Here is a 12,760-nt window from a genome sequence, read left to right on the forward strand (position 1 = left end):
CTAGCCCGCCTTCAGCCCCACCAGCCGGAACAGCGCCGCGGGCCGGTGCCGGCCTCCGGTGGTCTTGCGCTTCAGGTCCTCGATCTCCCAGTTCGCGTCGATCCACTTGCGGAAGTTGCGCTTGTCCAGCTCCTGCCCCTTCACGATCTCGAACACGGACTGCGCCTGCGCCAGCGTGAACGCGTCCGGCAGAAAGGCGAAGACGGCCGAAGCCTCGTCGGTCAGCCGCGTCTCGACCATCCGCGCAAGCGCCGCGCGGGCATCGGACAAGATTGCGGCATGGTCGAAGGCAAGCGGCGGCAGGTCGTCCAGCGGGAACCACTGGGCCTCGGCCGCGTCGCTTGAGGCGACAAGCGCCACCCGATCCATCGGCACCAGCGTCGCGAAGGCCACGGTGATCACCCGTTCGCGCGGGTCGCGATCCGGTCGCCCATATGCGCCGATCTGAAAGAACGGCAGGCCATCCAGATGTTCGGGATTGATGCCGGCCTCTTCCGCCAGTTCCCGCCGCGCGCCGGTTTCCAGATCCTCGTCCATCTGCACGAAGCCACCGGGCAAAGCCCAGGAGCCCTTGAACGGCTCTGCCGCGCGCTGGATCAGGGCCACGTTCAGCCGCCCCTCGATGATCGAGAAGACGATGACATCCGCGGTGACCGCCGGATGGGGATAGTCATAGGTATAGGGCATCGGAACCTCTTTGTGTGGACGGGACACTATTTTCGTCCGCCAGCCCTGTAAAGACCGTGCGGAATCGGCCGCCAGAGCCGGCTCCCCTACCCCGAAAGCCGTCAAAACCACGCCGTGAGTCGCGGAGTCAGGGCATCCCGGGTGGGTGATTCCATCCGGAATGCGCCACTAACGCTCAAAATCTCAAACTTTTTTACTTTCCGTATCAAAGCCTTACCGGATTTCCGGACAAGGCCTTCATTAAGTGTGTTTACAACACTTACTGTTAGTGTAAAAACTACATCATCAAGACGCAGACAGACAGACACACCAAACCAAACACCCAACACCGAAAGGAAAATCAAATGTTCAAGATCGCCCTGACCGCCGCCGCCTTCGCCCTGACCGCCGTCACCGCCCAGGCCGCCACCCCCGCCGACGCCCTTGCCTTCAACACCCTCGCCGACCTGGCCCCCGTCGCAGCCGAAACCAGCGAAAGCTTCGAGACCGCCTACTACTGCGAATGGGTCACCGTCTACGACTACTACGGCAACTGGATCACCGTCTGGCAGTGCTACTGAGCCCGACCGAGCCCAACCCCTCAACCCTCTGAAACGAAACCGAAACCAACTCTGAAAAGGAAATCCAAATGTTCAAGATCGCCCTGACCGCCGCCGCCTTCGCCCTGACCGCCGTCACCGCCCAGGCCGCCACCCCCGCCGACGCCCTTGCCTTCAACACCCTCGCCGACCTGGCCCCCGTCGCCGCCGAAACCAGCGAAAGCTTCGAGACCTCCTACTACTGCGAATGGGTCACCGTCTACGACTACTACGGCAACTGGATCACCGTCTGGCAGTGCTACTGAGCCCGACCGAACCCGACCCCTCAACCCTCTGAAACCAAACCAAAACCAACTCTGAAAAGGAAATCCAAATGTTCAAGATCGCCCTGACCGCCGCCGCCTTCGCCCTGACCGCCGTCACCGCACAGGCCGCTACCCCCGCCGACGCCCTTACCTTCGACACCCTCGCCGACCTGGCCCCCGTTGCAGCCGAAAACAGCGAAAGCTTCGAGACCGCCTACTACTGCGAATGGGTCACCGTCTACGACTACTACGGCAACTGGGTCACCGTCTGGCAGTGCTACTGACCGCCCCCGAAACGCCCCGTCGATCCTCCTCCCGGATCGACGGGAGGACCCCGAAAGGAAAACCGCAATGTCCCTGAAATGCCTCGCCAACGTCCTCTCGCTCTCCCTCTCCCTCACCGCCGCCGCCCACGCCTCTGCCCCGACCGACCTCGCAGCCTTCGACCAGGCAACCGACACGACCGTCGCCCAGCCCGGGATCCTTCTGACCGCCAGCACCTGCGAATGGGTCAGCGTCCTCGACATCTACGGCTTCGACTACAACGGCAACATGGTGACGATCTGGCAGTGCAATTGACCCGACCCTTCCCTCCCTCCCCAACTTGACGGCCCGCCTCGATTGCGGGCCGTTCTTTTGTCGGCCCCCCGCGGCCCACGGCAGAGAGGACGCTTGAAACCGGCGCCACGCGGTTGCTAGGTTTCCGCGGGAAGGAGCATCGCACGATGGCCACGGTCTTCATCAGCCACGCCAATCAGGACGATGCCCTCGTCGGCAACCTGCTGGACTGGCTGCACCGCCACGGCTTCCGCGATACCTTCGTCGATCACCTCGACATTCTGGGCGGCGAGAACTGGACCGACCGCCTGCGCGATCAGGCCGCGTCCTGCCGCGTGGTGATCTGCGTGATCACCGGCCACTGGCTGTCCTCGTCCGAGTGCTTCAACGAATTCCAAGCCGCGTGGTACATGGGCAAAAGCATCCTGCCGGTGTTCCTTGTCGACCTCGCCGCGCCACCGGACGGAGAGCCGGGGCGCCGCCTGCGCCGGGTGCTGGCCGAGACGCAGGGCGTTGACATGCGCAATGCGGTCCCGGAAGACGGCGCGCTGCGGCTGGACGCCGACCACACCACCGCCGACCTGCTGGCCCGCAGCCTGCGCGCGTTCGGCGCGCAATCCGAGATCGGGCTGGACCCCACCGCCTTCGCCACCGACCCCGCGGCGCGGCCCACGCCCTTTCCCGGCCTCGTCTCGTTCGGCGACACCGACGCGGACGCGGCGATCTTCTACGGCCGCTCGCGCGAGATTGCCGAGGCGATCGAGGAACTGCGTTCGATGCGGGCCAATGCCGACCGGCGGCCGCTGGTGATCCTCGGCGTATCGGGGGCCGGCAAATCCTCGGTCCTGAAGGCGGGCATCCTGCCCAGGCTTCGGCGCGAGACGCAATCGTGGCTGCCGCTTCGCGCCTTCCGTCCGGGCATCGACCCGCTGGGGGCCTTCGCCGAGGCGATCTCGCGCAGCTTCGCGGACCTCGGCGTCACCGTTCCGCCCGGCCAGATCCGCGCGGAATTGGGCCGCGCGATCCAAACCGGCGGCCTGCCCGACGTGTTGAACGGACTTGCCGACCGGCTTCGCAAGGCGGCGGGCGCGCCGAACGCCACCATCCTGATCGCCGTCGATCAGGCCGAGGAACTGCTGCGCACCGCCGGAGAGGCCGAAACCCAGCTTGGCACCTGCCTGTCCGAGGCGCTGTCGGGCCGGCGCGGCTGGCTGGTCGCCCTGACGATCCGCACCGACAGCTTTCCCGAGTTGCAGAACCATCCCAGCTTCCGCGATCTCAAGGCGCGCGGATACGACCTGCGGCAGTTACCGCCGTTCCGCTTCGCCGATGTGATCGAGGGACCGGCGGCGCGCTACGGGGTGCAACTGTCGCCGACGCTGGTCGACGCCTTCATGGAAGACGCGCCGGAACGCGACGCGCTGCCGCTTCTGGCCTTCGCGCTGCAACGCCTGTGGGATCAGTTCAGCGCCTCGGAAGAGTTGCGGCTTGAGGATTATCAAGCACTTGGCGGCATGTCGGGCCTGATCGCCGACGCGGCGGAAAAGGCGTTGATCGGACAGGTCCCCGGCGCCGAGATGATGCGGCTTCCCAGCGCGACCGAACTACAGCAGCGCGTGCGGCTGGCCGAGGGCACCTTTGTCCCGGCGCTCGTCGACGTCGCGGAAGGCGGTGGCGTCACCCGGCGCACGGCAGACTGGAGCGCCTTCACCGAGGACCAGCAGCACCTGCTTCTTCAGTTCGAGGCATGGCGGCTTGTGGTCCGGCGCGGCGCGGGCGCCGAGGCCACCGTCGAGGTCGCGCACGAGGCGTTGTTCCGCGAATGGAGCCGGATGCGCGACTGGCTGGAGCCTGAAATCCACCGGATCGAAGTGCTGCGGGACACCGCCGACGCGGCGCGGCTGTGGGACCAGTCGGGCCGCCCCGCGGTGCTGCTGAACCACCGTGGCGCGCGCCTTGCCGAAGCGCGGGCGCTGCTGGAGCAGGACCGCTACGCCGACCGTCTGGGCGCGGCAGAGCGCGCCTATCTCGAGGGCTGCGCGCGTCTGCGTCGCCGCACGCGGTTGACCGTGGCGCTGGCGGCGGGGCTGGCCCTGGCGGCGGTCGGGCTGGGCGCGTGGTCTTACATGCAGTCCGAACAGCGCATGATCGCCGAGCGCCGCGCGGCCTTCGACGAACGGGTCGCCGCCGCGACCGGCGTGGCGGACATCAGCACGTTGGAAAGCTTCACCCATTACATCCTGAACGACCCCTACGCCCGCTCGCGCGAGGATCGCTTCGGCGTTCTGCGCGGCGTGCTGACCGGCGCGACCGCCGCGGTCGATCCGCAATACGCCATCGCCGAATACGCGGTGGACGCGGTGGACGTGCCGCAGTCCTCGGTGTTCGAGTTGGAATATTCCACCGAGCGCGCCGTCGACACCCGCCTGTTCCCGGTCCTTTGGCGATCGACCGCGAATGCGCTGGCGGAATATCGGGGCTTTCCCGCGCCCGGGCATTTCACGCTGATCGAAAACCCCGACTATCCGCCCGGCCGCATCGTGATCCGCCGCGCGGGAGAGGTGGTGTTCGACGCGATGGCGCCCCTTACCGACACCCGGCACATGCTGGATGTGCGGACGCTCGACCGTGACGACCTGCGCCGGTTCTTCGAAGAGAACGCCGCGGCCTTCATCCCGGCAGAGCCCGCAACGCAGTCGCCGGATTACTACTACGTCCCCGACTGGAGCGTGCCGCTGTGGAACGCCGGACGGGATCGAAACGCCAACAGCCGCGTCCTGCCGCCGGGCGTCGACTTTACCATGATGCTGCGCAACCTGCTGCTGGACCAGCCCGCCATCGTGCTGGACGAGGTGGCGCTGGACGCGGTCCTGACCGCGCTGCCCGAACGGTTCGATACGGCGGTGCAGGAGTTTCTGGCGATCCGAGGCGACCGCGCGACAGAGGATGTGCTGGGCTGGATGCAGTCCGGCCATTCCCTTGCCAACCTGCCCTTCGCGCTGGGAGCCTTGACATCGGGCGGCGCTGAAATCGCACAGGTGTCGGACCTTGGCGGCGCGGTTCTCGACCCGCCCGTGCCCTCCAATGTCGCCGAGTTGCTGCCGCCGCCGTCCGATCCTTCGCCCGATCCCTCCGAGGCGGATGCCGAGGATACGGCGGCCCGCGATGCTTTGCGCGCGCGTCAGGCGGATCTGGCCGACAGCCTGCGGCACGTGAGCTTCGAGGCCGCCGCGATCCGGGTGCTGGCGGCCCCGCCGGGCGCGGACATGCGGGCGTGGTCCGCCCTGCAAGCCGCGCTTTACCACGACAGCTCCGGCCGCCCGTCCGAGACCTTCGAGACCGCCGCCAATATGCTCCGGGCACGGCTGCTGCGGGACTTCGGCCTGACCGGGATCGAAGTGTCGCTCTCTGCCGACGCCCGCATTCCGCCGGGGCACGTCGCGGTCGAAACCCTCGATACCGACTGGACCGAGGCAGTCAGCGTAGATGCGTCCACCGATCCGCAGGCCATCGCCGAAGCCGTTCTTGCAAGCGCCTATGACGCGGTTGCGGCGGAGCCGCACCGGTTCGTCCAGCCTCAGACCATGCCCGGCTATCTCGACGCCGCGTCCTCCGCCCGGCGCAACTGGGCGCTTCGGACCTTCTCGCGCACCGACCTCGCCCGTCTCTCGGCGGCCTTGATCGCCTCTGACGCCGCCACGACAGAGCCACCAAGGGCTGCACCGATGCTGCGGTTCGACTGGCTGCTGGGCGGGCTGGTGTTCTCGGCCGCCGCCAATGGCGAGTTTGACGGCGCCGCGCACCAGGCCCTCTGGCGCGACCTGCTGCAGGGGGACGCCAGCGCCCCGCCTGCCTCTGGTGTGGCGGACGACGTCATGCGGGGGATCGAGCACCTGATCGCCGACGAGATCACTGCTGCCTCCACCGCCTTCGCTGCCGCCACCGCATCGGACCCGGCAGCGGCGCGGGCCGCCTTCGTGGCCAGCTATGGCGCGGCGGAAACCCACCTGTTGCGGGCCCGTTTCCAGTCAGGTTGCGCGGATCCGGTGCGCCCAACACTCGGTGCGCCTGAAATCGCGCAATTGGAATGGCTTGCCAGCCATTCTTCATACACCACATCAAGCGAAATCCCCCCCGAAGAGCTTCTGCACCTCGGCCTGTGCCTGCTTGGCGCCAAGGCGGTGAATGACCATCCCGGATGGCTGGAAGACGCCCTGTCTTTCGCCGCCACGGTCGGCGATCCGGACCGCCTGCAACCGACGCGGGCCGGCTGGCTGGGACGCGCGATCTGGCAGGCGCACGATCCCCTTGCCGACGGCGCGGGCGCGCTTGCGGTCGGGCGGCGCTTCATGCTCAGCGGGCTGGACCGCATCGACGACCTGAGCGTTCTGTATGTCGTCGCCTCGCAGCTTGCGGGCGACTGTTCTGTTCGCGCCGACACCCGCCCCTGCATGCGGCGCGTGATGGAGATGGCCGAAACGACCGGCAAACCGATGCTGGCCATCTACGCCGCCGAGTCCCTCGCCGCCTCGATCTTTCCGGACGACCGCGCGCGGGTGGCAGCGATGCTGGACCTGTTCGAGGCGACCTACGGACAGTCGCCCGACCTTGGCGCCCAGGGCGACCCCGCGTGGTTTCAGGCCTATGTTTCGTACCTGCGCGGGCTGCTTGCCTTCGCGGGTGGAGAAGCCGGATCCCGCGAATGGCGCAACGCCCGGATCTATCTGACCGAGGCGATGGAACACCCCGCGTTCCGGATCTACCTTGTGCCGCTGCTGGCCAAGGTGGTCGACGCGCTGGACGGTCACGCGGCGGCGGAGAAGATCACCAATCTCGCCCTGCTCGCCGCCCCGTTCAGCGGCGCGCCCCCAAGCGAACTCGCGAACCTCTACACCCAGCGCTTCTCGGTCTCGATTCAGGCCGGACACGGCGAGGACTTCCTGCCCGAGATGGAACGCCTGACCGAAGCCACCGGCTGCACCGACGACTTCTCGCCCAACTGCGTGTCCCCGTGGATCTGGCGCGCGGTGGCGCAGGCGGTCTATCGCTACAAGGACTGGGAAACCGTTGCGCGCCGCGTCACCGCCAATGTCGATCACCCCTATGCCGTGCTGGTGTCGCTGATCCTGAACGCGCAGGGCGGCGAAAGCGCCGGCGCGCCCGCCCTGCTGCGGCGCAAGTGGGAGGACATCGACACCACCCAATGGCCGAAGCGGATCGAGCTTGAGGACGAGGCCGTATGGCGCGAGATCCTGTTGGGCTACGCGGTCGGTGAATTCGTCGAAGGTCTGGAACCCGATGCGCTGTATGCCGCGCTTGAGGACCCGGAGGCCTTCGCCGCGCATCCGCTGTCGCAACTCGGCCTGCCGCGCGGCGAGATGCTGACCGAAGCCCTGTTCTACAGCGCGATGCTAGCCTTCGCAGAGGGCGACCGGCAATCCGCCCTCGACCTTCTGACACGCGCCCGCGAAGCCGATTACTGGCTGGCGCTGGAACACGCGCTGGCGGTGCCGTTGCTGGAACAGTGGTCCAAGTAAATCCTCGGTCGCCCGGCAAGGTCTGGCATCGGCGGTCATCTGGAAAAGGTGCGGGCAGGACTTGCGAGACATAGGAGACCTTGAGGTCGCGCAAGTCCCGCCCGCGTCAGTCCGGCGGACGGATCAGAGAAGATCCATCAGCCGCGGGAGAAACAGGATCGTTTCCGGCACGTAGGTGATCAGCAGCAGCACCGCGATGGCCGCCAGGAAGAACGGCAGCATGTGCTTCACCATCCGTTCGATGGGAATGCCCAGCACGATAGAGCCGGTGAACAGCGCCGTCCCGTAGGGCGGCGTGATCAGGCCGATCACAAGGTTGAAGGTGGCGAAGACCCCGAAATGCACCGGGTCGATCCCAAGCTCGCCGGTCAGCGGCATAAGGATCGGCAGCACGATGAAGATCGCCGGCAGCATGTCCATGAACAGGCCCCAGATCAGCAGGAACACGTTGATGATCAGCAGCACGAGGATCGGGTTCTCGGTGATCGCGAAGATCGTCCGCGCCACCAGCGCCGGCACCTGTTCGGACGCCAGCACCCACGAGAACACGTTCGACGCGCCCGTCAGCATCAGCACCGCCGCCGACAGCGTGGCCGAGCGCAGGAAGATCCGCCACAGCAGTTTGGGGTCCGGTTTGAACTTGGTCTCTGCCAGCAGCAAGACAAAGCCCCAGCCCACCGCCGCCGCCGAGGCCTCGGTGGGCGTGAAGATGCCCGACAGGATGCCGCCAAGGATGATCCCCGGCATGGCGAGGAACGGCAGCGAGGCCAGAATGATCCGCACCGCCTCGCGGGCGGTCTTCTTGCCGCTGCGCTCGATGTTCTGGCGCCGGGTGGTGATGAAAACGGCGATGGCCATGGCGATGGCGACCAGCAGGCCGGGCACGAGGCCGCCGATCAGCATGCCGCCGATCGAGGTGCCGGTGACCGCGCCGACCAGTACGATGGGGATCGACGGCGGGATGATCGCGCCCTTGATCGAGGTCGACACCGTCAGAGCCGCCGAGAACTCGCGGCTGAAGCCCGAGCGGGTCATCATCTCGGTCTGCATCCGGCCAAGCGCCGCGATGTCCGCGATGGACGAGCCCGAACAGCCACCGAACAGCATCGAGGCAAGGATATTCACATAACCGGTGCCGCCCCGCAGGCGCCCCACCAGAAGCTGCGCGAACTTCAGCAGCCGGTTGGCGGTGCCCGAGGCGACCATCAACTCGCCCGCCAGCATAAAGAACGGGATCGCCATGATGGTGAAGAAGTCGATGCCGTTGAAGAATTGCTGCGCCACGAGGTACAGCGGCTCTCCGGCCAGCATGAAATACACGATGCAGGCGAGGATCATCGCGAAGGCCAGCGGGAAACCGGCGATGGTCAGGAAGCCGAAGGAAACCAGCATCCAGGCGAAGGCGGCGTTCATTCGGTGACCTCCTTGACGTCTTCCTGTTCGTCGACGCGGACGGCAGGGGGCAGGAACTGCTTGAACAGCAGCATGAGAAGCATCGCGCCCGCACCCAGCGGCACGGCGAGATAGATCCAGAAGTAAGAGATGCGCAGCGCGGGCGTTTTCATCCGACCGTCATGTACGGCGACGTCGATGCCCTGCCACAAAAGCACCACCAGCGTGACCGCCATGCAGACCGACAGGAAGCGGCCCAGCCATTTCTGGACGCTCTCCGGCATCATCGAGGTGAAAACCGTCAGACGCGGATGCTGGTCGGCGCGCAGGGCGACGGCGCCGCCGATGAACGCCATGTAGATCATGGTATAGCGCGCCAACTCCTCGCCCCAGAAGAACGCGACGCCGAAAACCGAGCGCCCGATCACCAGCGTCAGCACGACGATCACCATCAGCAGCAGCGCCAATACGACGAGATTGCTGAAAACAAGCTGGAAAAACCGGTCCAGCGCCCGGATTGGCCCGTTCGGCCCCATGGTCTTGATCCCTTTTCCGGAACGAGGGACGCCGCCCGCGCGATACGCGGACGGCGCGCGGCCAGTCTCAGAACTGGGCTTCGTAGCTTGCCATGTGGTCGAAGAAGCCGGTCACGAACTCCTCGCCGAACTGCTCGATCGCCCAAGCCTTGGTGGGCTCGATGGTGGCCGAGCGGAAGGCCTCCAGCTGGTCCGGCCCGAGGGTGTGAACCTCGACGCCCTCGTCGCGGATCGTCTGCACGCCCAGCAGGTCGTTGACCGCGCCGATGCCGTCATGGGCAAGGCTGGCCTCAGCGTCGGCGGCAAGGATCGCGGTGCGGTCCTCGTCGCTGAGCGACTGCCACCACTCCTCGTTGGTGATCACGGCGCCGACGGTCATCACGTGCTGCGTCTCGGTCATGTGGCCCTGCACCTGATAGAAACGTTGCAGGATGATGTTCGAGGGCGGGTTCTCCTGCCCGTCGACCACGCCGGTCTGAAGCGAGGTGTACAATTCCAGATACGGGATCGGCACGGGCGTCGCGCCAAGCGCTTCCATCATCTTCTGGTGCGGCACCACTTCCATCGTCCGCATCCGCAGACCCGCCATGTCCTCGGGCGAGGTCACGGGGGTTTCCTTGGTCGTCATGTTGCGGAAGCCATAGGGGTGCAGCGAGATGATGCGGATGCCGGTCTCGGCCGCCACGTCGTCAAGCAGCTTGGCGATGAAGGGGTTGTCACGGTGCATGGTCGCGTTGAAATGCGCGCGGCTCTTGAACAGGAACGGCATGTCCACGATGCCCAGCTGCGGATAGCCCAGCGAGGCCAGAACGCCCGAAGCGATATTGGCGAAGTGCAGCGACCCGCGCGAAACCTGCTGCACCATCGCGCGCTGGTCGCCCAGCTGACCGTTCGGATACAGCTCGATGTCGTAGGCTTCGCCGGTGTTCCGCTCGACCTGCGATTCAAGCACATGCATGTAGGCGGTCACGGGCGCCGTCGTGGGATCGTCGGGATCGGTCCAGGTTGCCTTCAGCTTCTCCTGCGCGGCCAGCGGTGCGGCGACAAGCAGCGTCGAGGCCAGGAATGCAGCTTTCAGTCCGAGTTTCATGTCGATCGTCCTCCCTTTGTCCGGGTCTCTCCCCCGGACGGTGTGTGTCGGCGCCGGCCGGCTCCTCTCCGGAAAACGGCGCCAGTGGTTATCCGCCGGGCCCTAGGCCCGGTCCGGAATGAGTTTGCCGGGGTTCATCAGTCCCAGCGGGTCAAGCGCCGCCTTGATGGCGCGCATGATCTCCAGCCCCTCGCCGTGCTCGTCGGCAAGGTAGCGTGTCTTGTGCAGGCCCACTCCGTGCTCGCCCGAACAGGTGCCGCCGAACCGCAGCGCCCGGCGGCTGACCCTGTCGGCCAGCGCGTCGGCACGGGCGCGTTCGTCGGCGTCGTCGGGGTCGAACACGATCCCAAGATGGAAATTCCCGTCGCCGACATGGCCCACGATGGGCGCGATCAGGCCGCTGGCCTTCACGTCGGCCTGCGTTTCCAAAATCACCTCGGCCAGATGCTCGATCGGCACGCAGGCGTCGGTGCCCATGTTGCGCGAGCCGGGTTTCAGGGCGATGCAGGCCTCGTAACAGCTATGCCGCGCGGTCCAGAGCGCGGTGCGCGCCTCGGGCGTCTCGGCCTCGTCCCACGACACCGCGCCGTTGTCCTCGGCCAGTTCCCGGAAAAGTCCCGCCTGCTCGCGCACCGCCTGCGGCGTGCCGTGGAATTCCACGAACAGCGTCGGCAGCGGCTGCATCTTGTCCAGTTTCGAGTACCGGATGCAGGCGTCGGCCTGCACTTCGTCCAGCAGCTCCAGCCGCACCACCCGAAGGTCCATCTGGCGCGACAGCGTTGCGGTCGAAACCGCAGCCTCCAGCGACGGGAACTGCGCAACCGCGCAGACCACGCCCTCGGGCTGGCCCGCCAACCGGATGCGCAGTTCGGTGATGAAGCCGAGCGTGCCTTCAGACCCCACGTACAACCGCGTCAGGTCGTATCCCGTCGCCGATTTCCGCGCCCGCGTGCCTGTTCGCACGATCCGCCCGTCGGGCGTGACAACGGTCAGGCCCAGAACCACATCGCGCATCGTGCCGTAGCCCACCGCGTTGGTGCCCGAGGCCCGCGTCGCGGCCATGCCGCCCAGCGTGGCGTCGGCGCCGGGATCGAGCGGGAAGAACAACCCGCTGTCGCGCAGGTGCCGGTTCAACTGCATCCGGGTCACCCCGGCCTCGACATGGCAGTCGAGCGAGCCCGGCGACACGTCCAGAACCCGGTTCATCCGGGTGAGGTCAACGCTGACCCCGCCGCGCACAGCCGCAACCTGCCCCTCAAGCGAGGACCCGGCGCCGTAAGGCACCATCGGGATGCGGTGGGACGAACAGATCGCGGCCAGCGCGGCGACCTCTTCGTTGGTCTCGGGATAGGCCACGAAATCGGGCATCCCGGCGTCCGGCAGCCCCTCGCCGTGGCTGTGGTGCGTGCGGTCGCCGCTAGAGGTGACAAGGCGGTCGCCCAGCAGTTGGGTCAGCACCGCTTCGGCCCGGTCGAGATCGGTATCCATCAGCGCCTCAGGCATCGCTTGCCTCCGTCGCGACGGTGGCGGTCAGCAGCCGGTGCAGCGCCAGCATCCCCGGATCGTCCTGCCCGACCGTGCGGTCGGCGAACATCCGGGCGCGGCCGATGCGGTTCGGGCGGTCGCGGAACGCGGCCAGCGTCTCGGACGCGGCGTCCATCGCCACCTGCCCCAGCCGCGCCGGATCGTCGATGCCGCGCGTTGCGGTGACGATGGCGTCCAGCATGTCGACCATCGTCTTGTCGCCCAACTCGGCCCCGCCCCGCGCAAGCATCCGGTCGCGCACGCCGGCAAGGTGGTCCGACAGTTCGGCCCACGGCAGTTCTTCCTTCCCCTTCAGAGGTTTTGCCAGCGTCATCATCGCGACGGTCACCAGCGTTCCAAGGCTTGAGCCCGTCGCGCCGGAACAGGTGCGGGCAAGCGCGGCAAAGGCGTCACCAAGGTCGCGGTCCTCAGGCTTCGCCCCGGCCAGCGCATCGAACAGGCGGCGCACGGTGACGCCGGTGTCGCCGTCGCCCATCCTGGCGTCGGCGGCGTTCAACTCGGCCTCGGCCTCCCGTGCGGCGGCGGCGGCGCGGTCGATGGCGGCGTTCAGTGCGGATACGGTCAGGCCCAT

The 12,760-nt window shown here is 67.0% G+C and carries 11 protein-coding genes; 5 read left to right on the forward strand and 6 right to left on the reverse strand.

What is annotated here, in order from left to right; translation table 11 throughout:
• Positions 1 to 687: an NUDIX hydrolase gene (locus ACP156_RS20855; protein WP_425053319.1), complete on the reverse strand. Its 687-nt coding sequence runs from the start codon at positions 685 to 687 to the stop codon at positions 1 to 3.
• A gap of 344 nt (positions 688 to 1,031) precedes the next feature.
• Here ACP156_RS20855 and ACP156_RS20860 point away from each other — a divergent pair, with 344 nt between their 5' ends.
• The 5 genes from ACP156_RS20860 (at position 1,032) to ACP156_RS20880 (ending at position 7,626) form a co-directional block, all read left to right on the forward strand.
• Complete coding sequence (locus ACP156_RS20860; protein WP_425053320.1) at positions 1,032 to 1,247, forward strand: hypothetical protein; 216 nt, start codon at positions 1,032 to 1,034, stop codon at positions 1,245 to 1,247.
• A gap of 68 nt (positions 1,248 to 1,315) precedes the next feature.
• Positions 1,316 to 1,531, forward strand: a complete 216-nt coding sequence (locus ACP156_RS20865; RefSeq protein ID WP_425053321.1) for a hypothetical protein — start codon at positions 1,316 to 1,318, stop codon at positions 1,529 to 1,531.
• A 68-nt stretch (positions 1,532 to 1,599) separates the two neighbouring features.
• On the forward strand, positions 1,600 to 1,815 hold the full coding sequence (locus ACP156_RS20870; RefSeq protein WP_425053322.1) for a hypothetical protein: 216 nt from the start codon (positions 1,600 to 1,602) through the stop codon (positions 1,813 to 1,815).
• A gap of 67 nt (positions 1,816 to 1,882) precedes the next feature.
• A complete protein-coding gene (locus tag ACP156_RS20875) occupies positions 1,883 to 2,110 on the forward strand; it encodes a hypothetical protein (RefSeq protein ID WP_425053323.1) in 228 nt (75 codons plus the stop codon).
• A 146-nt stretch (positions 2,111 to 2,256) separates the two neighbouring features.
• Positions 2,257 to 7,626, forward strand: a complete 5,370-nt coding sequence (locus ACP156_RS20880) for a TIR domain-containing protein (protein ID WP_425053324.1) — start codon at positions 2,257 to 2,259, stop codon at positions 7,624 to 7,626.
• Between the two features lie 123 nt (positions 7,627 to 7,749).
• Here the strand turns inward: ACP156_RS20880 and ACP156_RS20885 are convergent, their stop codons facing one another.
• The 5 genes from ACP156_RS20885 to ACP156_RS20905 all read right to left on the reverse strand — a co-directional run bounded on the left by ACP156_RS20885 (position 7,750) and on the right by ACP156_RS20905 (position 12,760).
• Entirely contained in the window at positions 7,750 to 9,039 is a 1,290-nt protein-coding gene (locus ACP156_RS20885) for a TRAP transporter large permease (protein ID WP_425053325.1), read from the reverse strand.
• Positions 9,036 to 9,554 (reverse strand): TRAP transporter small permease, encoded by a 519-nt coding sequence (locus ACP156_RS20890; RefSeq protein ID WP_425053326.1) that lies wholly within the window; start codon positions 9,552 to 9,554, stop codon positions 9,036 to 9,038. Before ACP156_RS20890 ends, ACP156_RS20885 begins: the two co-directional genes overlap by 4 nt.
• Before the next feature lie 67 nt (positions 9,555 to 9,621).
• Positions 9,622 to 10,644 (reverse strand): TRAP transporter substrate-binding protein, encoded by a 1,023-nt coding sequence (locus tag ACP156_RS20895; protein ID WP_425053327.1) that lies wholly within the window; start codon positions 10,642 to 10,644, stop codon positions 9,622 to 9,624.
• Positions 10,645 to 10,746: 102 nt separating this feature from the next.
• A complete protein-coding gene (locus ACP156_RS20900; RefSeq protein ID WP_425053328.1) occupies positions 10,747 to 12,147 on the reverse strand; it encodes an FAD-binding oxidoreductase in 1,401 nt (466 codons plus the stop codon).
• Positions 12,140 to 12,760: a dihydroxyacetone kinase subunit L gene (locus ACP156_RS20905; protein ID WP_425053329.1), complete on the reverse strand. Its 621-nt coding sequence runs from the start codon at positions 12,758 to 12,760 to the stop codon at positions 12,140 to 12,142. Before ACP156_RS20905 ends, ACP156_RS20900 begins: the two co-directional genes overlap by 8 nt.

The sequence above is a fragment of the Psychromarinibacter sp. S121 genome, assembly GCF_049801035.1.
Taxonomy (GTDB): Bacteria; Pseudomonadota; Alphaproteobacteria; order Rhodobacterales; family Rhodobacteraceae; genus Psychromarinibacter.

Excerpts from the sequence above, each read along its gene's own strand:
- ACP156_RS20895 (WP_425053327.1), bottom strand. The coding sequence starts at position 10,644 with ATGAAACTCGGACTGAAAGCTGCATTCCTGGCCTCGACGCTGCTTGTC.
- ACP156_RS20870 (WP_425053322.1), top strand. The coding sequence starts at position 1,600 with ATGTTCAAGATCGCCCTGACCGCCGCCGCCTTCGCCCTGACCGCCGTC.
- ACP156_RS20860 (WP_425053320.1), top strand. The coding sequence starts at position 1,032 with ATGTTCAAGATCGCCCTGACCGCCGCCGCCTTCGCCCTGACCGCCGTC.
- ACP156_RS20885 (WP_425053325.1), bottom strand. The coding sequence starts at position 9,039 with ATGAACGCCGCCTTCGCCTGGATGCTGGTTTCCTTCGGCTTCCTGACC.
- ACP156_RS20880 (WP_425053324.1), top strand. The coding sequence starts at position 2,257 with ATGGCCACGGTCTTCATCAGCCACGCCAATCAGGACGATGCCCTCGTC.
- ACP156_RS20865 (WP_425053321.1), top strand. The coding sequence starts at position 1,316 with ATGTTCAAGATCGCCCTGACCGCCGCCGCCTTCGCCCTGACCGCCGTC.
- ACP156_RS20875 (WP_425053323.1), top strand. The coding sequence starts at position 1,883 with ATGTCCCTGAAATGCCTCGCCAACGTCCTCTCGCTCTCCCTCTCCCTC.
- ACP156_RS20890 (WP_425053326.1), bottom strand. The coding sequence starts at position 9,554 with ATGGGGCCGAACGGGCCAATCCGGGCGCTGGACCGGTTTTTCCAGCTT.
- ACP156_RS20905 (WP_425053329.1), bottom strand. The coding sequence starts at position 12,760 with ATGGGCCTGACCGTATCCGCACTGAACGCCGCCATCGACCGCGCCGCC.
- ACP156_RS20900 (WP_425053328.1), bottom strand. The coding sequence starts at position 12,147 with ATGCCTGAGGCGCTGATGGATACCGATCTCGACCGGGCCGAAGCGGTG.
- ACP156_RS20855 (WP_425053319.1), bottom strand. The coding sequence starts at position 687 with ATGCCCTATACCTATGACTATCCCCATCCGGCGGTCACCGCGGATGTC.